At 66.3% G+C, this 21,715-nt stretch carries 21 protein-coding genes and 2 pseudogenes; 9 read left to right on the top strand and 14 right to left on the bottom strand.

What is annotated here, in order from left to right:
* Positions 1-36: 36 nt before the first annotated feature.
* From mnhG to LAQ73_RS02185, 10 genes and pseudogenes are all read right to left on the bottom strand, one after another.
* Positions 37-345, bottom strand: a pseudogene (mnhG, locus tag LAQ73_RS02225) (monovalent cation/H(+) antiporter subunit G); the annotation flags it as partial.
* Positions 342-671, bottom strand: a complete 330-nt coding sequence (locus LAQ73_RS02220) for a cation:proton antiporter (RefSeq protein ID WP_224269627.1) — start codon at positions 669-671, stop codon at positions 342-344. The pseudogene mnhG and the gene LAQ73_RS02220, both read right to left, overlap by 4 nt.
* Positions 668-1,792 (bottom strand): monovalent cation/H+ antiporter subunit E, encoded by a 1,125-nt coding sequence (locus LAQ73_RS02215; RefSeq protein WP_224269626.1) that lies wholly within the window; start codon positions 1,790-1,792, stop codon positions 668-670. Before LAQ73_RS02215 ends, LAQ73_RS02220 begins: the two co-directional genes overlap by 4 nt.
* A gap of 383 nt (positions 1,793-2,175) precedes the next feature.
* Positions 2,176-3,336, bottom strand: a complete 1,161-nt coding sequence (coaBC, locus tag LAQ73_RS02210) for a bifunctional phosphopantothenoylcysteine decarboxylase/phosphopantothenate--cysteine ligase CoaBC (protein WP_224269625.1) — start codon at positions 3,334-3,336, stop codon at positions 2,176-2,178.
* 374 nt (positions 3,337-3,710) lie between these two features.
* Positions 3,711-5,036 carry a Cdc6/Cdc18 family protein gene (locus LAQ73_RS02205; protein ID WP_224269624.1) on the bottom strand — a complete coding sequence of 442 codons (1,326 nt, stop codon included), beginning with the start codon at positions 5,034-5,036 and terminating at the stop codon, positions 3,711-3,713.
* Positions 5,037-5,972: 936 nt separating this feature from the next.
* The gene (locus LAQ73_RS02200; RefSeq protein ID WP_224269623.1) at positions 5,973-6,791 is read right to left on the bottom strand and encodes an FAD-dependent oxidoreductase; all 819 of its coding nucleotides are present in this window, start codon (positions 6,789-6,791) and stop codon (positions 5,973-5,975) included.
* A gap of 54 nt (positions 6,792-6,845) precedes the next feature.
* The gene (locus LAQ73_RS17585) at positions 6,846-6,977 is read right to left on the bottom strand and encodes a hypothetical protein (RefSeq protein WP_255634975.1); all 132 of its coding nucleotides are present in this window, start codon (positions 6,975-6,977) and stop codon (positions 6,846-6,848) included.
* A 13-nt stretch (positions 6,978-6,990) separates the two neighbouring features.
* Positions 6,991-7,926, bottom strand: a complete 936-nt coding sequence (locus LAQ73_RS02195; protein WP_224269622.1) for an ABC transporter ATP-binding protein — start codon at positions 7,924-7,926, stop codon at positions 6,991-6,993.
* Entirely contained in the window at positions 7,926-9,080 is a 1,155-nt protein-coding gene (locus LAQ73_RS02190) for a FecCD family ABC transporter permease (protein WP_224269621.1), read from the bottom strand. The genes LAQ73_RS02195 and LAQ73_RS02190 overlap by 1 nt, the downstream gene beginning before the upstream one ends.
* A gap of 304 nt (positions 9,081-9,384) precedes the next feature.
* Positions 9,385-10,542 (bottom strand): ABC transporter substrate-binding protein, encoded by a 1,158-nt coding sequence (locus LAQ73_RS02185; protein WP_224269620.1) that lies wholly within the window; start codon positions 10,540-10,542, stop codon positions 9,385-9,387.
* Positions 10,543-10,799: 257 nt separating this feature from the next.
* On the opposite strand from LAQ73_RS02185, the gene LAQ73_RS02180 reads away from it, so the two are divergent.
* The 4 genes from LAQ73_RS02180 to LAQ73_RS02165 all read left to right on the top strand — a co-directional run bounded on the left by LAQ73_RS02180 (position 10,800) and on the right by LAQ73_RS02165 (position 15,055).
* Positions 10,800-11,336, top strand: a complete 537-nt coding sequence (locus tag LAQ73_RS02180; RefSeq protein WP_224269619.1) for an SRPBCC family protein — start codon at positions 10,800-10,802, stop codon at positions 11,334-11,336.
* Positions 11,337-11,456: 120 nt separating this feature from the next.
* A complete protein-coding gene (gene trkA / locus LAQ73_RS02175) occupies positions 11,457-12,794 on the top strand; it encodes a Trk system potassium transporter TrkA (protein WP_224269618.1) in 1,338 nt (445 codons plus the stop codon).
* Positions 12,795-12,975: 181 nt separating this feature from the next.
* Positions 12,976-14,586 (top strand): TrkH family potassium uptake protein, encoded by a 1,611-nt coding sequence (locus LAQ73_RS02170; RefSeq protein WP_224270701.1) that lies wholly within the window; start codon positions 12,976-12,978, stop codon positions 14,584-14,586.
* Positions 14,587-14,686: 100 nt separating this feature from the next.
* Complete coding sequence (locus LAQ73_RS02165; protein ID WP_224269617.1) at positions 14,687-15,055, top strand: TM2 domain-containing protein; 369 nt, start codon at positions 14,687-14,689, stop codon at positions 15,053-15,055.
* A gap of 81 nt (positions 15,056-15,136) precedes the next feature.
* On the opposite strand, the gene gatA is transcribed toward LAQ73_RS02165, so the two are convergent.
* The gene (gatA, locus tag LAQ73_RS02160) at positions 15,137-16,471 is read right to left on the bottom strand and encodes an Asp-tRNA(Asn)/Glu-tRNA(Gln) amidotransferase subunit GatA (RefSeq protein ID WP_224269616.1); all 1,335 of its coding nucleotides are present in this window, start codon (positions 16,469-16,471) and stop codon (positions 15,137-15,139) included.
* The gene (gene gatC / locus LAQ73_RS02155; RefSeq protein ID WP_224269615.1) at positions 16,472-16,750 is read right to left on the bottom strand and encodes an Asp-tRNA(Asn)/Glu-tRNA(Gln) amidotransferase subunit GatC; all 279 of its coding nucleotides are present in this window, start codon (positions 16,748-16,750) and stop codon (positions 16,472-16,474) included.
* Positions 16,751-16,787: 37 nt separating this feature from the next.
* On the opposite strand from gatC, the gene LAQ73_RS17580 reads away from it, so the two are divergent.
* The 5 genes and pseudogenes from LAQ73_RS17580 (at position 16,788) to LAQ73_RS02135 (ending at position 19,840) form a co-directional block, all read left to right on the top strand.
* Positions 16,788-16,916: a hypothetical protein gene (locus tag LAQ73_RS17580; RefSeq protein ID WP_255634974.1), complete on the top strand. Its 129-nt coding sequence runs from the start codon at positions 16,788-16,790 to the stop codon at positions 16,914-16,916.
* 126 nt (positions 16,917-17,042) lie between these two features.
* Entirely contained in the window at positions 17,043-18,023 is a 981-nt protein-coding gene (locus LAQ73_RS02150; RefSeq protein ID WP_224269614.1) for a transcription initiation factor IIB, read from the top strand.
* Positions 18,024-18,190: 167 nt separating this feature from the next.
* Complete coding sequence (locus LAQ73_RS02145; protein ID WP_224269613.1) at positions 18,191-18,658, top strand: NUDIX hydrolase; 468 nt, start codon at positions 18,191-18,193, stop codon at positions 18,656-18,658.
* Positions 18,659-18,947: 289 nt separating this feature from the next.
* A pseudogene (locus LAQ73_RS02140) lies at positions 18,948-19,112 on the top strand (helix-turn-helix domain-containing protein); the annotation flags it as partial.
* Between the two features lie 77 nt (positions 19,113-19,189).
* Entirely contained in the window at positions 19,190-19,840 is a 651-nt protein-coding gene (locus tag LAQ73_RS02135; protein WP_224269612.1) for a DUF7344 domain-containing protein, read from the top strand.
* 50 nt (positions 19,841-19,890) lie between these two features.
* Here LAQ73_RS02135 and LAQ73_RS02130 read toward each other — a convergent pair whose 3' ends face one another.
* The gene (locus LAQ73_RS02130) at positions 19,891-21,018 is read right to left on the bottom strand and encodes an asparagine synthase C-terminal domain-containing protein (RefSeq protein ID WP_224270700.1); all 1,128 of its coding nucleotides are present in this window, start codon (positions 21,016-21,018) and stop codon (positions 19,891-19,893) included.
* Entirely contained in the window at positions 21,018-21,701 is a 684-nt protein-coding gene (locus tag LAQ73_RS02125) for a PHP domain-containing protein (protein WP_224269611.1), read from the bottom strand. The genes LAQ73_RS02130 and LAQ73_RS02125 overlap by 1 nt, the downstream gene beginning before the upstream one ends.
* Positions 21,702-21,715 lie beyond the last annotated feature (14 nt).

Genomic DNA, 21,715 nt, shown 5'->3' with positions numbered 1-21,715 from the left:
GGGCGACCGGTCGACATCGCTTCCGCGATCGGGCCGGTCCGCGTCTCCCACCGTCCACGGGCGGATATCCTGGTCGTAGGCCGCGCGCGCGATGGCGTGCGCCGCCGTCGGGTTCGTCACGAACATGAAGACGAGCAGGAACACCGCCTTCACCGTCGGAATTCCGGCACCGTAGACGGCCGCGACGGCCGCGAGACCAAGCACCGCGCCGAGTGTGTCGCTCTTGGAGGCGGCGTGCGCCCGCGTGTAGAGATCCGGCAGGCGAAGCACGCCGACGGCCGCGACGAAGGCGAAGAAGGTCGCGCCGCCGAGCAGCGCGGCGACGGCAATCTCGACTGGCGTCATATGACACCCCCTCGTTCGACGGTGAACTTCGAGATGGCGATGCTCATCAGGAAGTTCAACAGCGCGTACACCAGCGCCACGTCGAGGAAGCCGGGTTCGCCGAACGCCGCGGCCAACAGCGCGAGGATGACCACGGTGTTCGAGCCGATGACGTTGACGGCGATGACGCGGTCCTGCATCGTCGGCCCCTTGGCGACGCGGTAGAGCACGACGATGGCGAGTGTGACGAACGCCGCCGCCGCTCCGAGTAGGGCGTCAGTGATGAAGGGCGTGAGATTCGCCGGGTCGCCGGCACCGCCTGCGGCGGCGAGGACGATGCCGCTCATCGGTCGGTCCCCCCGTCGGTGGTCAGCGAGTCGTTCGGCGTTTCGCCGAGCTCCTCGCGCGTCGCGCCGCGCTCCTTCGGACTCGGGATTCGGGCTGCGGCGCGGCCGTAGAAGACGAATCTGACGGCGCGTTCCAGCGCACCGTCGAAGAGGTCCTCGCGTGCGGACTGCGTGAGCGAGTGGATGTAGAACTCCCGCTGGCTCACCTCGACGGTCAACGTCCCCGGCGTGAGCGTGATGCTGTTTGCGAGGGTCGTCGCCGGGAGGTCGTTCCACACCGCCGCCTCGAACTGTACCATCTTCGGGTCGATGGGCAGCCGCGGGTGGAGGATGACGTACGCCAACGCGACGTTCGCTTTCGCAATCTCCCAGAGGAGATACGGCGTGTAGAGGAGGAGTCGGCCGAGTTCGCCGGGGAGTGCGCGGGGGCTCGGTTTCCCTTTCAGCGCGATTTTCCCGAGTACGACCGTGACGATGGCGGCGCTTATCGCGCCCGTGACGAGGTCGAACGTGCCACTGAAACCGCCGAGTGTGAGATAAAAGAGGTACGATGCGCCGAAGACGAGTAGATACTGCGTCAGACTCTCGCGGCCGACGAGCATCCCTCGACGGGTCGGCCGTTCGACGGGTGCCTCCTCGACGCGCAGCTCGGATTTCGTCAGTTCGTACTCCAGCGGTCGGAGCATCGGCGCGTTGCCGCCCGGTTGGTACTCCGGGTCGACGACGACCCGGGCGAGGTCGTGTTCTCTCGCGTACGAGACGAGAACGCGGGCGAAGTCGGCGGGGCTGAACAGATACTCGTCGGCGCCGACGACGTCCGTCTCTATCTCGACGGTCGGTTCCGCCGCGTCACCGTCGTCGTCGCCGAGGTCCTCGTGGGCCCACATCTCGACGCGGTCGAGCAGCTCTCGGGCTCGTTCGAACTTCTCTGCGCGCGTCGGTTCGACCGCCCGCCACAGCGCCGGGTAGACGAAGTGGACGGCCGCGGAACCGTCGGCGTCGGCGGCGCGTTCGCGGGCGGTCCGCACGGCGTACGCGACGGTGTTGCGCAGCGTCGACGACTCGCCGACGGGAACCAGTACGCGCGCTCCGGTCTCGTCTGCCTCCGGTTCACCTGCCACGGTCTCTCCACTCCATTCGACGACGGCTGGCAGGCCAACAGTCGCTTATGCGTGTTCGACCCGTCATGCTAGCTAATCGTATGAAGCGAGTAGCTGTTAACGCAAAACTATTCTTATCTCTGCCTCGCTTTCGGGAGTCATAACGCGCGCAGTTCATCGAGACGAAGCGCCGCCGGCCGTCGCCACTGGCCGACGCCACCGGTCGGGGTCAAGGTTGTGCTCGGTGAGATGGGTGTCGGGCTCGGTGGTATAAGGATTGCGCCCGGTAACATGGAAGTCGCGCACAGGGGCACGGAGGTCGCACACAGGGGCATTGAGGTCGCGCTTAGTGATCGGGCAGTCGCGCTTAGTGATCGGGCAGTCGCGCTTAGTGACGACTGCGGTCACTCTCCGAGTTCCGCGGCGAGTTCGTCGGCGACTCGCCCGCCGAGTCCCGTCTTGTCGCCGTCGTACTCGCCGGTTCGACCCGACTCGCGGACGAACAGCGCCCGCGTCGCGTTCTCGCCCATCACGCTCGCGTCGTTGGCGACGACGAACGACAGCGACGCCCGGTCGAGAATCCGTTTCGCCTCGGCGACCATCGACTCGTCGTCGCCCGTCGTCTCGGCTTTGAACCCGACGATGGGGAGTTCAGGGTGCGCGTCGCGGACCGCGTCGACGAGCTTCGGCGTCGGCTCCAGGTCGAGCGTCCGCGCCTCGCCGGAGCGAATCTTCTCGTCTGCGGCGGAGACGGTGAAATCGGAGATGGCGGCGGCGGAGACGAGGGCGTCGGCATCCTCACAGGCGACTTCGACGGCGTCGAGCATCTCGGCGGCGCTCTCGACGCGCTCGACGGTGGCGTAGGTGACCTCCGGACCGTCGTGGACGAGCGTCACGTCGGCTCCGCGGACGTAGCAGGCGCGGGCGACTTCGCGGCCGGTTCGGCCCGACGCGCGGTTCGTCAGCAGGCGAATCGGGTCGATTCGCTCGCTCGTCGCGCCGCTGGTGACGACGACGCGTTTTCCCGCCAGCGACTGCTCGGTCGTCGCGCGCGCCACGTCGGTGACGATGGCCTCCTCGGTGGCGATTTTCGCTTTCCCCTCCTCGATACGCGGGTCGACGAACGAAACGCCCCACGACTCGACGCGGTCGATCGCGTCGAGGACGCCGGGGTGGTCGTACATCGGTTCGTGCATCGCGGGCGCGACGACGACCGAGAGGCCCGCACCGAGCGCGGTGGTCGCACACGTCGTCACGGGCGTGTCGTCGACGGCGGCGGCGATTTTGCCGACGGTGTTAGCCGTCGCGGGCGCGAGGAGCAACACGTCCGCCCAGCCCTCGCGGCCGCAGAGCTCGACGTGCTCGACGCGGCCCGTAATCTCGGTGACCACCGGATATTCGGTGGCGAACTCGACGGCCCACGGGTGGAGGATGCCGCGGGCGCTGTCTGTCATCACTGCCCGGACGCTCGCACCCTGCCGCCGGAGTTCGTGGGCGAGTTCCACGACTTTGACCGCGGCGATACTGCCCGACACCCCCAGCGCGACGTTGACTCCCTGAAGCATCTGGTGTGGAGTGGGCGGCGGCGGTAAATAGTACTGTGCGGTTCACGACAGGTGGTGCCTCCCAGACACGAACCGCCGAACCGGCCTTCGAAGGCACGAGTCGACGGCCTGAAGATACGAGCCGCCGGTCCGAAGCCATGGGTCGTCAGCCCGAAGCCACGAGCCGCCGGTCCGAGCCACGAGTCGCCGGTCCGACGCCTCGAACAGTCGAACCGCCGACCGCTACTCCGGCGCGACCCCAACCACACCACTTTGCAAATGTTTCGGGAGAGCGACTCGTCCAGAACGGCGCGAGGCGCCCCGTTACGTAACCCGATAAACGTGTTTCGGTGGACGAGAGACACCGGTTTGCAAATGCTCGCCGGATTCAGAAGCTACGGGGCGTGAATTCGGACGTCGTTCCAGGAGAGGCCCATCGACTCGAACGCCTCGCGGACTTTCGAGCGGTCGACCTCGTCGGAGAACTCGAACTCGTAGTACTGGCCGCCTTTGATGCCCTCGTTGTTGTCGTGGGAGGTGAGAAAGCCGAGCATCGCCAGTTTCGTCAGGTGGTTGTACATCCCGCGTTGGCTCAGCGGGTCCGCGGCGTAGCTCTCGGCGACGGCGCGGTACGCGCGGTGGACCTCTTTCACGCGGGCGGGCGTCGCGTCGGCCTTCGAGAGGTGGGCGACGGCGGCGAGTACGTAGCGTTTGTGCGCGTCCTGGTCGGTGATGGAGTCGACCATGTCGCCGTACTCCAAGTCGTCTTTCGCCTCGTGGACGTCGCCCTCGACGATGGTCGTCCGGCCGTCGTTCTCGGCGATTTCACCCGCGCGGCGCAGCAGGTTGATGGCTTTTCGCGCGCTCCCCGAGGATTCACGAGTGGCGAGCGCCGCACAGAGCGCGATGACGTCGTCGCCGTAGGTGTTGTCGTAGAGCGCGCGGGAGGCGCGGTCTCGCAGAATCTCGCGCAGTTGCATCGCGTTGTAGGCGGGGAACTTGATCTCGGTCTCGCAGAGCGTGTCTTTGACCTTCGGCGAGAGGTTCGACCGGAACGTGTAGTCGTTGGAGATGCCGATGAGGCCGATGCGGGCGTTTTCGACCTTCTCGTTCGCTCGCGCACGCGGGAGTTCGTAGAGGATGGTGTCGTCGGCGCCGATGCGGTCGACCTCGTCGAGGATGACCAACACCGTGCCGCCGAGGGCGTCCATCTCCTCGTACAGCATCGAGTACACCGCCTGAGGAGCGTAGCCGGTGGAGGCGATCATGTCCTTCGGCGGGCGGAGTTCGTTGACCAGCGCGATGGCGACCTGGTAGGAGGAGGTTCGCTCGCCGGTGGAGGTGAGGTTCTGACAGTTCACCTTGACGATGGTGAGATCGACGGCGGCGTCGGTGTCGACCGAGGGTTGTGCCTCTCCGCCCTCGTCCGCTCGCTGGTCGTTCTGTTCGTGCTTCCGCTCGATATCCTCGTTCTTCTGTCGGATGTCGGCTTCCAACTGCGTCGTGAGGTGGTTGGTCACGGCGGTCTTGCCGACACCGGTGTCGCCGTAGAGGAACGCGTTCTGCGGCGGGCGGCCTTTGTAGATGGGTTTGAGGACGTTGATGTACTCCGTCATCACCTCGTCGCGGCAGAGGATCGTGTCCGGAGTGTAGTCCTCTTCGAGCACCTCGATGTCGCGGAACACCTCGGCCTCGTCTTCGAAAATAGAGTCGGGAGCCATGCTGTTCGTGCCTGCCGGGTGCCGCTACTTAGTGCTTTGCAAATGCTTCACGTGTTTCAAGTGCTACTCGGACGCGGGTCGGCGGTGTCGGTCCGTCGGCGGTAGTTCGTCGGAAGTAGTCGTCGATGTCGGTCTGTCGAGGCGAGGAGACACGAATCCAAGCGAGGACCGCACGAATCGGACTAAAGACGCGCGAATCGAGCCGAGGACCTACGAACCGATTGCTGCCCGTACGCGTATTGGCAAGCGATGAGGGGTGCACGCCCGATGGGGAGAGCGGTTTTCAAGTGTTCTCCGAGCACCACCGCGCGTCGAGACGCGGCGGTAGCCGAGTGTCGAGAGCGCGCCGACTCTCTCACACCAGTTTGCAAATGCTCTCCGTGGGAGGAGGGGTGGGGCCGTTGGCGCGAGGAGAACTCGGGGCAGTCAGCCCGCGACACGACCGCCACCCGACCTCAGGGATAGCGTCAAGACGTGACGTGGGTACTGATAACACAGATTCTCGGATGGGAGTTTCTTATTATGAATATACCTTTCTAAACTAGTGTAGTGTAGTGTACTGTTTATTCGAGAAAACGCACCACGTGACCGACCCAAAACATTTGAAAATCGGTGTGATTCGGTTGCCTAATTCCGTCTATTATATACTGACACAGCTCGACCGTCCGTTTTCCACTGTGACTCCCCCTTCGTCACGAGTCCGAACATTTGCAAACTGGTGTGGGAGGGTACGATATCTCGCCGACTCTCCGCGTCGCGTCTGTTCGTTCTCGCCTCGCCGTGGGGCTCGTTCTTGCCTCGCCGTGGGGCTCGTTCTTGCCTCGCCGTGGGGCTCGTTCTTGCCTCGCCGTGGGGCTCGTTCCTCGCTCCGCTGTGACGTTCGTTCCTCGCTCCGCTGTGACGTTCGTTCCTCACTCCGCCGCAGCCTACCCGTCGTTACTCGTCGTCGTCGACGAGACTCGGGTGCGTTCGCTGTGGCTCCGGATGCGGTTCGGCGAAGAACTGCTGCATCGTCTCCAGCGACTCGGCCTCGCGTCGGCGTCGCTCGGTTTCGTCTATCTCCTTACAGCCCGGCGGCACCTCCCGGCCGCGGTCGGTGAAGTAACCCTCGGGGGCGACCCAATCGTTGTAGAACGGGGTTTCGGAGTCGTGAACCAGCGTAATCGCGGTCTGTGCGCCCTGGCCGGCGGCGACTACCGCCTGGTGGTACCGCTCGGTCAGTCGACCGGCCGCGTAGAGACCCTCGACGTTCGTCCGGCCGAGGCCGTCGTCGCCGACGTAGGTCTTGCTCCCGGCGACCCGGAGGTCGACGCCAAGTCCGTCGAGGTACGAGGTGTCGCTCCACGACGCGGCGACGACGTAGGTCGTATCGAGCTCCGTGGATTCTCCGTCGCCGGTGCCGTCCTCCTCGCCATTGACGACTCTCGCTCGGAACGCGTCCTCGTCACCTCGTCGGAGCTCAGTCACTCGGCCGTCGACGAACGTACTGCCGTTCCGTCGGGCCTGTTCGCGCTGCATCTCGCAGAACAGGCGGGAGTTGACGCCCGCCGGGAACCCGGGGACGTTCTCCAGATGCGCGTTTCGTTTGACGATCGAGCTGCCGTCGTCGACGACGGCGGTGTCGAGTCCGGCGCGGGCGGTGAACGTCGCGGCGCTCAGCCCCGCGACACCGCCGCCGACGACCAGCACGTCGTAGCGGTCGGAGTCGGTCGAGCCGTTCGATGTTACTGCTTCCGTCTCGGACGTATCGCTCATATCGTCTCGTAGTTCGGACTCAGGTGAAGCGTCGTCGGTTTCGGTTCGTCGCTCTCAGAACTCGCCGGCGACGGTGTCGGCGACGCGTTGGTGGTCGAACAACGCCTTCTCAGGCTGCCCGTCGGGCCTCGTCGTCGCCGAGCCCGGCGCTTCGGCCGAACCCGGCACTTCGACCGAACCCGGCACCTGGACCGACCCGTCACTCGTCCATCGCGCGGTGCGGCGAGATGTGCGGCCCCGTCGGATGGTCGGCGTCGACAGTGGCTTCGACCCGGAACACGTCCCGGAGCAGTTCCTCGGTGACGACTTTTCGCGGCGGCCCCCAGTCGTACAGTTCGCCGTCGCGCATGGCGACGAGGTTGTCCGCGAAGCGCGCCGCCTGGCCGATGTCGTGGAGGACGACGGCGACGGTGACGTCGCGTTCGCGGTTGAGCGTCCGGACGACCTCCATCACGCGCAACTGGTGGTGCAGGTCGAGATACGTCGTCGGTTCGTCCAGCAACAGCACGTCGGTGTCCTGCGCCAGCACCATCGCAATCCACGCCAACTGCTTCTGCCCGCCGCTGAGGTTGCCGACCTGCGAGTCGCGGATGTGCTCGACGCCCGCCAGCGAGATGGCCTCGTCGACGGCCGCCTCGTCCTCCTCATTGACCGTCTCGAAGAAGCCGCGGTGGGGGTAGCGGCCGTGATAGACGAGCTCTTCGACGGTGAGGCTCCCGGGCGCTTCGTTCTCCTGCGAGAGGAGACCGAGTCGCTTGGCGAGTTCCTTCGTCCCGAACGTCTGGAGTTCGTGGCCGTCCAGAAGGACGCTCCCACGTTCCGGTTTGAGTTGGTTCGACAACGATCGAAGCAGCGTGCTCTTGCCGGACCCGTTCGGGCCGACGAGTGCGGTCACTTCCCCTGCGGGGACGACGACGGAGTCGCACTCGACCACCGGTTCCGGCGTCGTCGGGTAGCCGATTGCGAGGTTCTCGCCGACGAGTTCCGTCGCGTCGACGGCCTCCGTCTGCACCCCCTCGTCGGCCGTTTCTCCGTTCGTTCGGTTCGATACCGCGTTCGACGACTTTGTCGCGTTCGACGACTTTGTCGCGTTCGACGACGCTGCCGAATCCGCCGAGACGTTCGTATCTACCATCAGATTTCACCCAGTTGCTGTTTCTTCCGCATGAGATAGAGGAAGTACGGACCGCCGACGAGGCCGGTGACGATGCCGACCGGAATCTGCGCCGGACTGAGCGCGAGACGCGCGCCCACGTCCGCGCCGACCATCAGCGCGGGGCCGACGAACATACAACCGACGACCAGCCGACGGTAGTCGCTGCCGACGATGTTGCGGACGATGTGCGGGACGACGAGGCCGACGAAGCCGACGATTCCGGCGACCGCGATGGCGGCGCTCGCAGCCAGAATGGCGACGCCCGACAGCGCGAAGCGGACGCGCTCGACGGACATCCCGAGCGCCTGAGCGGTCTTCCCGCCGAGCAGTAGCACGTTCAGCTGGCGCGACCCGGCGACGGCCAACACCACCGACAGTACCGTCCACGGCAGCGCCATCCGAACCTGTTCCCAGTCGGTCCCGGTCAATGACCCCGTCGTCCACGCGATTGCGCTCTGGACGATACCGATGTCGTTGGCGAAGAAGAAGATAGCCGTCTGCAGCGACCCGAAGATGGTCGAGACGATGACGCCCGCCAGCACGAGCCGAATCGGACTCGTCCCGTTCTTCCAGGCGATGCCGTAGACGATGAGGAACGCGACCGTACCGCCGAGCGCGGCGAGAATCGGTAGGTAAACCGCGAGCCCCGTGAAGAAGACGAGCGTGAGCAGAATCATCAGCCCCGCGCCGGAACTGACGCCGAGGATGTACGGCGAGGCGAGTTCGTTGCGCGTCACGGCCTGGAATATCGCCCCCGAGATGGCGAGGTTCGCGCCGACGAGCGCGCCGACGACGACGCGCGGGAGCCTGATGTTCCAGACGATGAGCGTCTCTCTACTGAGCTCCGGCGTGGCGGTCCCCAGACCGAACGCGCCGGCGACCGCCTCGGCGACGGCGTCGCCGAAGAAGAACTGCATCAGTAGGTAGGGGTTCGTCAGGACTGCGGGGTCGAACACCGCCTGCCACGCCTGTCCGATGCTCATCGTGTACGCGCCGAAACTCACCTGGACGAGCGCGCCGAGGACGACGACGACGACGCTCGCGACGGAGAGCGTGACGAGCGACGAGTTCACCCACCCGAACCGGCGATTCGTCGCGTTCGCGTACTCGCCGGTCCGCGTGTCACTCGCCATCTGTCGAACGCTCCTTTCCGCGCTCGCCGGAACGCGGCGTTCGGCGGTTCGTCCGGCCCCGAACCGCCCACCGTCTTCGTTCCCGTCTACCGGTCTCTCTCGGACGTTTCATGTCTCACACTGGCGTCTCGCCAGTTCAAAAGAACTTCGATTTTTAGGACTGCCTAAAAGGCTTGCCGCGGTCACGCCGACGCGTCGTCCGTCCCGCGGCTGGTGTCCGAACGCCGCCTCCGTCTCCATAACTCGGGTCGTCGACCGCGGGACGGACTCCGGACGGAGACGGTCAAGTTCCGGGGAGCGGATCTCAGTCGTTTCCGTTGACGATGTCTGCGACCCGCTGGCGGTCGAACAGTTGCTCGTCGGCGCCGTACACCTGACGCGCGGCCCGCTCGGTGAGCAAGAGATTCGTAATCGGACCCTGATAGAGCGGACCGCCGCGATAGACGTCGCCATTTTGCACCGCGGTGAGTTCGCTCGCCGTGTTGTGGTCCCGCATGAAGCTGAGGACGGTGTTCTCGAACTCCGCTGCGCTCTTCTGCTCGTTGCCGCGGAGCAGCAGCACGTCGGGGTCGATCTCCAACAGCGTCTCGTAGTCGATCGCGCCGCGGTCCGCATGGAAGTCTTTCACGTTCGTGTCCGCGAGCGCGTCTCGCACCTGGAGGTCGCGCCACTGCTTGAAACTCGTCCCGTCTCCGATGAGATACGGCGAGAACGAGTCCGGCTGGTCGACCGGCGCGGGCCAGAGAATGGCGACCGAGGGACGGTCGCTCTGCTCGGAGACGACCGATTCGAGGTTGGACTGGAACTCCTCGTGGACCGACTCGAACGCCGCGTATCGGTCCTGTCGTTGGAACACCTCTGAGAGCTTCTCGAACGCCTCCATGAGCGAGAGGTACGGGTAGTCCTCGTGCCAGGAGTACCCCGTCGAGAAGATGCTGTTTCCGAAGAACGGGCCGATCTGCTCGCGGATTTCGTCGATATCCGCCTGCTCCCATCCCTTGAATCGGTTCATCAGGAAGTTCGGGTCGATGACGTGGACGTCCGCGTCGAGTTCGTAGAACAGCTCCTTGCTGACGCCGTCCTGATAGAGCGAGACCATCTCGGACTTGTCGACCGAGACGTCCGGAATTTGGTCGTAGTACTGGGTGTGGTATCGCTCGGTGAGCCAAACGCCCTTGGGCGGTTCGAGGCCGAGGGCGACCCCCATGTCCGCCCAACTGCCGTTGTTGGCGACCCACGTCTCCGGCACGTCGTCGAACTCGACGGCACCGACCGGCGGCATCGACACCGTGTACGACTGGTTCTGTCCGGACTGCGTCTCCGAGCCGGTTTCCGTCGCTTCCGTCCCGTCGGGCGTCTCCGAACCCCCCGACGGCGCCGATTCGCCCGTCGTGTCCGAGCAACCGGCGAGCGCCGTCACGAGCGCACCGGCCCCGAGACCGAGGTACTGTCGTCGTTGCATAACTGTTTAGGCACGCCTAAACCCAATAAAAGCGTCGATTATTAGGCTCGCCTAAATGTGAGGTAGCACCGTTGCACGCGGTGACCGACCGCCGCACAGTGGCCCGAACGACACGACTCGCCGCCCCGGCCGAGGCGGTGCGACCCCCGTCTCTCGGCGCACGGACGTCCGGGCCTCCGGGACCGCACTCGGGTCGAGATGGCGCCGCGAACCGTCAACTCCGGAACGCTTACGCTCTCGGCTCTACATATTCCGCCGTGGACGAGATTGCCGTCTCGACGGTCGTCTACCTCCCGCCCGAGGAGGTGTACGAGTTCCTCGTCGATTTCCCTCGATACGCGAACTACTCGAAGTATCTCACCGATGTGCGCGCCGACGGCGACGGCTCGCCGGGAACCGAGTACGCGCTCCGGTTCGAGTGGTGGAAGCTCGACTACACCGCCCGCTCGGAGGTGACGGAGCTGCTCCCGCCGACGCGCATCGAGTGGCGACTCACCCGAAAGCTCGACGCTGAGGGCCGATGGCTCGTCGAACCGCTGGAGGAACTGCCGGCGGACGCGCCGCCCGACGCCGACGCCGCCTGCCGCGTCGTCTTGGAGGTCGAGTTCGACCCCGACAGCGCCCACGGCGCGCTGGATCTGCCGATGTTCGTCTCCTTCGACTGGGTGATAGAGAAGATAAAGCCCCTCGTGGTCAAGGAGGCCGAGCGGGTCGTCGAACGCGTCGTCGCCGACCTCGAAGGCCGCGAGCGGTCGGTGACGCTCACCGTCCGAGACCGGCCGGACGAACTCTGAGCCGGTCGAACGCGCGGGTCGCTGAACGCGTTATCTCGGCGAGAACGGAACGTTCCGAGACGAAAAGACAAATGTAGTCGGACGACCCCCGAATGATATGAACAGAGGTGAGCGAACGCCGTGCGCGTGATCATCATCGGCGCCGGTCAGGTCGGCGAGAGCATCGCTTCGGACCTCGACCGGAGCCACGAAGTCGTCGTCGTCGAGCGCGACAGTAACCGCGTCGAGGACCTCACGTACTCGCTGGACGTGCTCGCCATCCAAGGCGACGGCACGTCGCTGTCAGTGCTTCGAGAGGCCGGTATCGACGAGGCGGACATGCTCATCGCGACGACGGACAACGACGAGACGAACATCGTCGCCTGCGCGACGGCGAAAGCCATCAGCGACGCGTTCACCGTCGCCCGCGTGAAGAACACCGAACATCTCCGGACGTGGCAGCACTCCGGCGACGCTTTCGGCATCGACTTCATGGTCTGTACGAACTTGCTGGCGGCGGAGGCCATCGTCCGCATCATCGGCCTGCCCGCCGCCCGCGACGTCGACCCGTTCGCGGAGGGCCGCGTCCAGATGGCCGAGTTCGAGGTGAGCGCCGACAGTCCCGTCGCCGACCAGACCGTGCGCGAGGCCGACCGTTTCGACTCGCTGACGTTCGCCGCTATCCTCCGAAACGGCGAGGTCGTCATCCCCCGCGGGGAGTCGGTAATCAGCGCCGGCGACAGGGTCGTCGTCATCGGGAGCCCCGAGAGCGTCCAGGGGTTCTCGGACGCGTTGGTCCCCGCCGACTCACTGGGGTCGCCCGACGAAGTCGTCATCGTCGGCGGGAGCGAGGTCAGCTACCACGTCGCTCGCCTGCTCGAAGAGCGGGGACTGCGCCCGCGACTCATCGAGTACGACGCCGACCGCGCGCGCCGCCTCGCCGAGCAACTGCCGGGAACCATCGTGATGGAGAGCGACGCGACGAACGCCGAGTTCCTCGAACGCGAACACGTCGGCGACGCCGACGTCGTCGTCTCCGCGCTCGGCTCCGACGAGAAGAACCTCCTCGTCTCGCTTCTGGCCACTCGTCTCGGCGCTGCCCGAACGGTGGCGGTTATCGACACGCCCGCGTACGTCGAACTGTTCGAGGCCGTCGGCGTCGACGTCGGGTTGAACCCCCGCGAAGTCGTCGCCGAGGAGATCACGCGTTTCACCCACGAGGGCGGCGCGGAGAACGTCGCGCTCATCGAGAGCGACAAAGCCGAAGTTCTGGAGATAGAAGTCGACCGCGACAGCATCCTCGTGGGACAGCCCATCAGAGAGGTGATGACGGAACTCCCCTCCGGCGTCGTCATCGGCGCTATCACCCGCCAGGACGAGTTCGTCACCCCGCGCGGTGACACCGTCATCGAACCCGGCGACCACGTCGTCGTCTTCGTCGCAATCGAAGTGCTCGACGACGTGGGACCGAAGCTCTGAGCGCGGCGTCGGCGCTCCCGTAGCACGCGAGCCTGCCTTCCCGCCCAATGCGGCGTTCCAGTGTTCTCACCCAATACGGCGTTCCAGCGTTCTCACCCAATACGGCGTTCCACTACGTTCATACGCTTCGCATCGAAAGAGGCCTGCACTCGTGACTTCTTCGTTGAATCGCTGGCGGTCGATGCGCCTCCGCGTCGACTACCGCGCCAGTCTCAGTCTCGTCGGGACGGTGCTGAAGTATCTGGTCGTACCGCTCACGCTTCCGGTGGTCGTCGCGCTCTACTACGGCGAGTCGGTCGCACCGTTTCTCGTGACGATGCTCGTCACCGCGGCGGTCGGTGTATGGTTGGAGCGCCTCGAACCCGAACCGGACCTCCGCGCGCGAGAGGGCTTTCTGATGGTCGGTGTGACGTGGCTGGCCGTCGCCCTCGTCGGTGCGATTCCGTATCTCGTCGAGGCTCACGGCATTCCGTTTCTGCTCGGGCCTCTCTCGCCGGCGTCGACGCTCGCAAACCCCGTGAACGCGCTGTTCGAGAGTATGAGCGGCTTCTCTACTACGGGTTCGACCGTTCTCGGTGACATCTCCTTCGAGACCCACACCCGCGCCATCATGATGTGGCGACAGCTCACGCAGTGGCTCGGCGGGATGGGTATCGTCGTCCTCGCCGTCGCTATCCTCCCGGAGCTATCGGTCGGCGGCGCGCAGTTGATGGACGCCGAAGCGCCCGGGCCGGGTATCGAGAAGCTCACTCCCCGCATCGCCGAGACGGCACGGGTGCTGTGGGGCGCGTACCTCGGGTTCACCGTTTTGGAAATCCTCCTCCTGTACGGCCTCCACCGCGGTGGGATGGCACCGCAGATGGATTTCTACAACGCCGTCGCTCACGGGCTGACGACGATGCCCACCGGCGGCTTCTCGCCGGAGGCGCGGAGCATCGAGGCGTTCTCGGCCGCCGCCCAGTGGGTCATCATCCCCTTCATGGCCGTCGCCGGGACGAACTTCGCGCTCATCTGGCACGTGTTGGCGGACGACCCCCGGACGCTCGTCGAGGATAGGGAGTTCCGCGCGTATCTCGGCGTCGTCGCGGTGCTCACCACGATCATCGCCGGACTCCTGTTCAGCGGTAACGGGTTCGTCACCCCCGAGGCGGCCACGGGCGGACAGACGTACGACGCGGCCTACGTCGTCGACACCGCCGGCGGCATCGTCGGGAGCGCCGAACCGTCGATACGGGCGGCGCTGTTTCAAGTTCTCGCCATCGTGACGACGACGGGGTACGCCAGCCTCGACTTCAACGCCTGGAGCGCGCCCACGAAGTATCTCCTCCTGTTTGCGATGTTCATCGGTGGCAGCGCGGGGTCGACCGGTGGCGGCATCAAAATCGTCCGCTGGTACGTCATCCTCAAATCCGTCCGCCGCGAGCTGTTCACGACGTCTCACCCGGAGGCGGTCCGCCCAGTCAGACTCGGCGGGCGCGCGCTCGACGAGCGGGCGGTTCGCGGCATCTACGCCTTCACGCTCCTCTATCTCGTCATCTTCGCCGTCGCCACGATACTACTCGGACTGGACGCCGTCCGCGTCGGACTCGACGTCACCGCGTTGGAGCTCCTGAGCGCGTCGGCGACGACCATCGGCAACGTCGGGCCGGGGTTCGGCTTCCTCGGACCGATGGGCGGATTCGGCGAGTTCTCGAACGCCTCGAAGCTGTTGATGGTCGGACTGATGTGGATCGGGCGGTTGGAGATTCTCCCTGTCTTGGTCCTGCTGACGCCGGAGTACTGGCGGCGGTGAGTAGGGGTCCGACTCTGATTCTCACCGGAGACGAGCGTAGCACGCTCGACAGAGCGCGTACATCCCGACATTTTTGCCGATAGTCGACGATTACCGCCACATGGCGGGTGACACCGACGCGTCAACGGGGACTGAGGCGGCCGCGACGGGCGAGAGCCGGACCGTCTACTGCCGCAACTGCGGCGAACGGATAGACGCCGAAGCTGAACTCTGTCCGAACTGCGGCGTCCGACAGCGCCCGCCGCCCTCTGCCGTCGACGACAGACGACTCGTCGCGGCGCTGCTGGCCATCCTGCTGGGGTCGTTCGGCGCGCACAGGTTCTACCTCGGCCGGACGAAGACGGGTCTCCTCTATCTCCTGTTCTTCTGGACGGGGATTCCCGGCCTCGTCGGCATCGTCGAGGGCGCGCTCTACCTCTCGAAGAGCCGCGAGGAGTTCGAAGCGCGGTACGTCGAACGCGAGCACTGAAGCCGCCCACCTTCTTTCGAGACGGTCATCTTCGCTCCGCTCGTGGGCCGTCTCGAAAACCCTGGAGTAAAAAGACAGAACTCAGTTCTCGACGGCGCTGGCCGTCCGAATAATCGTCTCCTCGCCGAACTTCGGGCCGATGAGCTGCAGGCCCACGGGGAGTCCGTCGGCCTCGCCCGCGGGAACCGAGATGGCGGGGAGGTTCGCCAGATTCACCGGCACCGTGTTGGCGTCGGTCAGATACAACTGGAGCGGGTCGTCGAGGCTCTCGCCGAGTCGCGGCGGGAGGACCGGCATCGTCGGCGAGGCGAGCACGTCGACCGCCTCGAAGGCGGCGTCGAAGTCCTGCGCCACCCACGCGCGGGCGTCCTGGGCCTTCTTGTAGTACTTATCGTGGTAGCCCGCCGAGAGCGCGTACGTGCCGAGGAGGATGCGGCGTTTGACCTCCGCGCCGAAGCCTTCCTCGCGGGCGCGGGCGAACGACTCGTTCCAGTTGCCCTCGTAGCCGCCGGATTCACCGGAGAACTCGCTCCGCTCGCCCTCCGAGCCTCCGCTCGCCTCGCTCGCGGAGGTCCCGTATCGCACGCCGTCGAACCGCGCGAGGTTCGAGGAGGCCTCCGACATGGCGATGACGTAGTACGCCTGCACCGCGTGACCGACCGATTCGAGGCTCACTTCGGTCGTCTCCGCACCCTGCGCTTCGAGCTCCGACAGCGCCGCCTCGAACGCCTCGACGACGCGGTCGTCCGCGCCCTCGACCAGTTCCGTGGGTACGCCGACAGTGAGTCCGTCGACGTCGCCGTCGGCGGCACCGGCGTAGTCGGAGTTTACCCCCTCGTCGCGGGTCGTCGCGTCCTTCGCATCCGGGCCCGCGATCACGTCGAGCAGTTCCGCCGCCTCCGCGACGGTGGGCGCGAACGGACCTATCTGCTCCAACGAGTTTGCGTAGGCGACGAGCCCGTAGCGCGAGACGAGTCCGTAGGTGGGTTTGATGCCGACGACGCCGCAGAACGCCGCGGGGTTGCGGACCGAGCCGCCGGTGTCGGTGCCGAGTGCGAGGTCGGCTTCGCCCGCCGCGACCGCCGCCGCGGAACCGCCGGAGGAGCCGCCGGGAACGCGTTCGGGGTCGACGGGGTTCTTCGTCGCGCCGAACGCCGACGTCTCGGTGGTCGACCCCATCCCGAACTCGTCCATGTTCGCCTTGCCGACGATGGTCGCGCCCGCGTCCTTCAGGCGCTTGACGACCGTCGCGTCGTACGGCGGGACGTAGTCGTCGAGCATCGCGGACCCGCAGGTCGTGCGGAGACCCTCGGTGCTGATGTTGTCCTTGACGGCGACGGTCTTGCCGCTCAGCGGGCCGTCGGCGTCGGACTCGACGGTCTCCTCGGTGACGAAGATGTTGAGGTCGGCGGCCATCTACGACACCTTCGGTCCTTTGAAGAAGCCGTCTTCGGCCTCGGCGGCGTTCGAGAGCGCCTCCTCCTGACTGAGACTCTCACGGACCTCGTCGGGGCGCATCACGTTCACCAACTCGGCTTCGTCGTCGACTGCGGGCACTTCGTCGAGCGCGTCGAAGTACGTGAGAATGTCCGCGAACTGCGCGGCGAACTCCTCGACCTCCGCGTCGTCGAGGTCGACCCGCGCGAGGGTCGCAACGTGACGCACTTCCTCCGCGTCGACGGACGTGTCGCTCATGTCTCCTCGGTGTCGGGGGCCGGGAGTAAGGGTTTCGATGCGCTGCGGGAGCCGACCCGCGGCGGGGGTCGAATCGTCGCCACCGGACGCCCACTCCGTCCGCCGATACCCCGCCGTCGGGGGGCGGTTCGAGGGGCTGTTCGGGCCGCACATCTCCTTCGCCTGAACGTGCCCATCGAGGCGTCTCGACGCCGAATTCCGCCACCAGAGTTAAGCCATTCGCTTCCCAACAGTGGGATGGAGAACAGTCCACGAGAGAGGCGTCTCTCCACCACCCCACCACCCCCTAACAATGACTGATAGTGTCCGACGATACACGGGCGAGCGCACCCGACAGAGAGACGAGGATGAGAGCGAAGAAGAAGCCGACGAGACGCTGCGCTGCCCGGAGTGCGGCGGACAGTTGGCTAGCGACACCGAACACGGCGAGACCGTCTGCGCCGACTGCGGTCTCGTCGTCAGCGAGGACGGCATCGACCGCGGCCCCGAGTGGCGCGCGTTCAACTCCACGGAGAAGGACCAGAAGTCCCGCGTCGGCGCGCCGACGACGAACATGATGCACGACAAGGGACTGTCGACCAACATCGGCTGGCAGAACAAGGACGCCTACGGCAACTCGCTGTCGAGCCGCCAGCGAGAGAAGATGCAGCGGCTCCGCACATGGAACGAGCGCTTCCGCACCCGCGACTCGAAAGAGCGCAATCTGAAGCAGGCGCTCGGCGAGATCGACCGCATGGCCTCGGCGCTCGGACTTCCCGAGAACGTCCGCGAGACGGCGTCGGTCATCTACCGCCGCGCGCTCGGCGAGGACCTGCTGCCGGGGCGCTCCATCGAGGGCGTCTCGACGGCGAGTCTCTACGCCGCCGCTCGGCAGGCGGGGACGCCGCGCAGCCTCGACGAAATCACGAGCGTCTCCCGCGTCGAGAAAGACGAGATCGCGCGGACGTACCGCTACGTCGTCCGCGAGCTGAAACTCGAAATCCAGCCCGCAGACCCCGAGAGCTACGTGCCGCGGTTCGCGTCTGACCTCGACCTCTCCGACGAGGCCGAGCGCCGCGCTCGCCGGCTGTTGAAGAACGCCAAGGAACAGGGCGTCCACTCGGGCAAATCGCCAGTCGGCCTCGCGGCCGCGGCCGTCTACGCCGCCTCGCTGCTCACCAACGAGAAGGTGACCCAGAGCGAAGTGAGCGACGTCGCCAACATCAGTGAAGTCACCATCCGCAACCGCTACCACGAACTGCTCGAAGCCGAAGAGCAGGTCCATCTGCCGTAATCGGGTTGCACCCCGAACAACACGGCCGACCGCCGACCCAGTTCGACGACCCACCTCGGACTCGACTTCTCTTTTACATCCACGCTTCGACCGCTACGGTCTCAGTCGCCTCGGCCTCGGCTACCAGAAGTCACGACGGTTAAAGCCGGTCGCTTCGACCGACCGCCATGGAGACGACGCGACACTTCACGGCGACGGCGTACATCGTCAACGACGGGGCGACGGCGCTGCACGAGCACAAGCGACTCGGCCTGCGACTCCCGCCCGGCGGCCACGTCGACAGAGACGAACTCCCCCACGAGGCGGCGCTCCGGGAGGCCCGCGAGGAGACGGGTCTGGCCCCGACGCTGCTCGTCGACCAGCGCGACGTCGCCTCCGAGACGGCGCGGACGATTCCGCGGCCGCGACACCTGTTACTCGAAGACATCGACGTCTACGGCCACGAGGTCGGCCACCAGCACATCGACCACATCTACTACGCGACGGTCGATAAACGCGCTATCGACCCCGACGACGACGAGGAGAGCGCAGACGTGTGGGACTGGTACACACCCGACGACCTCCGAACGAGCGACTTGGACGCCGACGTGGTCGAACTCGGCTTGGAAGCCATCGAGTGTGCGGCTCGGCGCTGAGACCGTCGAAACGTCTCGATCTCTGCCGTCGGTCACGAAGGTTTTTGCGTGAGAACGAGGCCACCCTAGCGTATGCTCTGACCGACCGTCGAACGGGTGCCGAGGCGGTTGCGCGGCGACCGCCCGTTCGAGCGTCTGCGGCCGCCTGTTCGCACTCCACCGCAACGAGTCCGACAGGGTTCGGAAGACGTATCCGGAACTGGAACTCCTCGCCCAGCGGTACAGTCGCCGCTGCGATGAAGACATGCGGCCGCTCTCGCAGACGCTGTAGGGATCGCTCACCGACAGACAGCGCGCGGCGCTCGAAGCGGCGTACTACTCGGGCTTTTTCGAGTGGCTCCGCGAGAACTCGGGTAACGATATCGCGGCGTCGCTCGGTGTCTCGTCGCCGACGTTCCACCAACCCCTCCGTCACGCGCAGCGGAAGCTCTTCCGAGTACTTCTCGAACAGTGACGAAACTTGTCTCTCAATATTCACTAATATCTTAGGCCTTGCACTGATGGGGACTCGTTTGCAACGGCAGATACGCGATGACCGACGAACACTCCTCCACTACATCGGGCGGCGCGGATGAACTGCCGCGGTTACTGGCGGCTCTGTCGCACCCGCGTCGCCGGCAAGTCGTGACGATGCTGTCGGACGGCTCCCAACCCTCGACGCTCGCAGAGCTCGTCGCGGCGATTCGGGCGCCCGACTCGTCGGCGTCGGCCCCTGGCGACCACGAAGCCTCGTTGGACTCGCTCGGCGTCTCGCTTCATCACGTCCACCTTCCGAAACTCACCGACGCCGGATTCGTCGAGTACGACCCGGTCAGTCGGACGCTCGCGCCCGGTCCTCGACTCACCGAGCGAGACACCGAGTACGCGCCGTTACTGGCGGATCGCCTCGACGATGAACCGACTGACTCCGAGGCGTGTCTGTTTGCGACGCCCGCGATACGGGCGGTGCTGACCGTTCTCGACGAGGCCGGCGACGCGGAACTCGCCGTTTCGAGCGTCGCCACGGCGCTCTCCGCTCACGTTGGCGGTTCCCCGCGGACACACACGATACGCCTCCGCCACTCTCTTCTTCCGAAACTCGCCGAGACAGGCGTCGTCGACTACGACACCGGCCGAGAGACGGTGTCTCTCCGTCACGATTTGTCGTCACTCGGTGGGTCGTCCTCACCGGCACACCCCTGAGAAACGGGTCCTGCGGACCGTCCGAGCGCCGTCGAGCGCGCCCGACTCGATTACCGGTCGGCCAGCGAACGGACGTACTGACCGACGTGGTCGTCCATCCGCCGTTTGAACCCCGAACGGCGGGCTAACCGGTCGAGTTCGCGCGCCGCCAGACTGCCGTACTGGACGGCCTTCTTGTCCGCAGCGGCGACGGCGTCGGGGAGCACCCCGTCGGCGGTGCGTCGAAGTGCAATCTTGCGCTCCTCACCGTCCGTCAGCAGGCGTCCGGGGAGACGGAGCGCGGCCGCGACCACGTCGTCGTGCAACAGCGGCGCGACCGGTTCGACGCCCGCCGCACGCAACGTCAACGCGTCTCGCTCCAGCTGGGCGGGAAGCGTCGCTACCATCTCGCGCGTCGCCCCGCGGACCGTCTCGGCGTCGACGCGATGGTCGTCGGGGGCGTTCGCCACCTTCGCGTAACCGCCGAACAGTTCGTCCGCGCCCTGTCCGACGGCCAGTCGCTCGTAGCCGTCGGCGGCGACGCGCTCCGCGACGAGATACAGCGGTAGCGCGATTTGGACGTCCATCGCGTTGGTCCGACCCGTCGCGGCGACGATTTCGGGTACCGCCCGCGTGAGGTCGTCGTGGGCGAACTTGACGACGCGCAGGTCGCGGCCCATCGCCTCGGCGGCGTCGCGGGCGGCCTCGATATCGTGCGACCCCTCGAACCCGGCGACGTAGCAGGGAGCGTCGGGCATTCCGACGGCGACGAGCGCGGAGTCGACGCCCCCGGAGAAGGCGACGGCGGTGTCCGCCGGGTCGACGGCGCGGACGCGACCCAACACGGCGTCTCCGACCGCGTCGAGCGCCGTTTCGTCGTCGTCGAACTCCGGCGGATTCGGAAGCGTCCACACGCGCTGGCTCCCGCTCTCGGCGGCGTCGTCCGCTCCGAGTCGCTGGACGTGGCCCGCCGGAAGCGGTCGGGGGTCTTCGAGTTCGGTCGGGTCGAACCCCCACGCCGAGGGGTCGTGCTCCGAGAAGAAGATCGGCTGTCGGCCGAGCACGTCGCGGACGAGACACGGCCCGTCGCCGAGGGCCGACGATTCGACGTCGAGCCGACCCGCGAAGCCGGCGGTCCCCGGAAGCGGATCGTTGCGTTCGAGCGCGGCGGCGACGCGCTCGGGCGTCGTGCCGCGAATCACAGGAAGTCGGTGACCGCGTGTTTCAGTCGGCGTTTCGCGCCGCCGGCGGCCTGCCGGAAGCTGATGTGCCACGGCGTTCGGGTGCCGACGACGCCCGTCCGACCCTCGGCGATAGCGTCGAGGATGGCGTCGGCGCGGCGTTCGTTCGTCCCGACTTCGGTCACCGCTTGGCCGACCATCTCGCTGATGTGGGCGTCGCTGCCGGCGGTCATCGGGAGGTCGTTGGCGAGCGCGAACTTCTCGGCTTTGCGGTTGGCGAGACCGGTCAGGAGCCGCGAGTTGTACACCTCGATGGCGTCGGCGCTCGCCAGTTGTTCCCGCGAGATGTGCGGGGCGACGCCGTGGCGGGATTTCTGGAACGGGTGGGGGACGACGACGAGGCCGTCCTGGTCTCGGATTCGGTCGAGCGTCTCGTCGTAGGAGAGGCCGGCGGGAATCTGCTCGTCGATGTCGAACGCGAGGACGTGGCCCGCGGAGCTCGTCACCTCCATGCCGACGATGCCGACGAGGCCGTAGTCGGCGGCGCGTTCGGCCGCCTCGATGCTGGCGTCGATCTCGTCGTGGTCGGTGACCGCCAGCGCGTCGAGTCCGACAGCCGCGGCTTGTTCAAGCAGTAACTCTACGGGGTCGCGGCCGTCGTAGGACAGCGCGGAGTGCGCGTGCAGTTCGACCGATAGCACGAACAGCCTTTGGA

This window comes from Haloprofundus salinisoli, assembly GCF_020097815.1.
GTDB lineage: Archaea > Halobacteriota > Halobacteria > Halobacteriales > Haloferacaceae > Haloprofundus > Haloprofundus salinisoli.
Note: the sequence above shows the minus strand (reverse complement) of the source record. Positions and strands in the feature narration are given on the sequence as shown.

Bases quoted from the DNA above. Each gene is read 5' to 3' on its own strand.
- LAQ73_RS02220 (WP_224269627.1), bottom strand. From the start codon at position 671: ATGAGCGGCATCGTCCTCGCCGCCGCAGGCGGTGCCGGCGACCCGGCG.
- coaBC (WP_224269625.1), bottom strand. From the start codon at position 3,336: ATGCTTCAGGGAGTCAACGTCGCGCTGGGGGTGTCGGGCAGTATCGCC.
- LAQ73_RS02205 (WP_224269624.1), bottom strand. From the start codon at position 5,036: ATGGCTCCCGACTCTATTTTCGAAGACGAGGCCGAGGTGTTCCGCGAC.
- LAQ73_RS02200 (WP_224269623.1), bottom strand. From the start codon at position 6,791: ATGAGCGATACGTCCGAGACGGAAGCAGTAACATCGAACGGCTCGACC.
- LAQ73_RS02195 (WP_224269622.1), bottom strand. From the start codon at position 7,926: ATGGTAGATACGAACGTCTCGGCGGATTCGGCAGCGTCGTCGAACGCG.
- LAQ73_RS02190 (WP_224269621.1), bottom strand. From the start codon at position 9,080: ATGGCGAGTGACACGCGGACCGGCGAGTACGCGAACGCGACGAATCGC.
- LAQ73_RS02185 (WP_224269620.1), bottom strand. From the start codon at position 10,542: ATGCAACGACGACAGTACCTCGGTCTCGGGGCCGGTGCGCTCGTGACG.
- LAQ73_RS02170 (WP_224270701.1), top strand. From the start codon at position 12,976: ATGCGCCTCCGCGTCGACTACCGCGCCAGTCTCAGTCTCGTCGGGACG.
- LAQ73_RS02165 (WP_224269617.1), top strand. From the start codon at position 14,687: ATGGCGGGTGACACCGACGCGTCAACGGGGACTGAGGCGGCCGCGACG.
- gatA (WP_224269616.1), bottom strand. From the start codon at position 16,471: ATGGCCGCCGACCTCAACATCTTCGTCACCGAGGAGACCGTCGAGTCC.
- gatC (WP_224269615.1), bottom strand. From the start codon at position 16,750: ATGAGCGACACGTCCGTCGACGCGGAGGAAGTGCGTCACGTTGCGACC.
- LAQ73_RS17580 (WP_255634974.1), top strand. From the start codon at position 16,788: ATGCGCTGCGGGAGCCGACCCGCGGCGGGGGTCGAATCGTCGCCACCG.
- LAQ73_RS02150 (WP_224269614.1), top strand. From the start codon at position 17,043: ATGACTGATAGTGTCCGACGATACACGGGCGAGCGCACCCGACAGAGA.
- LAQ73_RS02145 (WP_224269613.1), top strand. From the start codon at position 18,191: ATGGAGACGACGCGACACTTCACGGCGACGGCGTACATCGTCAACGAC.
- LAQ73_RS02135 (WP_224269612.1), top strand. From the start codon at position 19,190: ATGACCGACGAACACTCCTCCACTACATCGGGCGGCGCGGATGAACTG.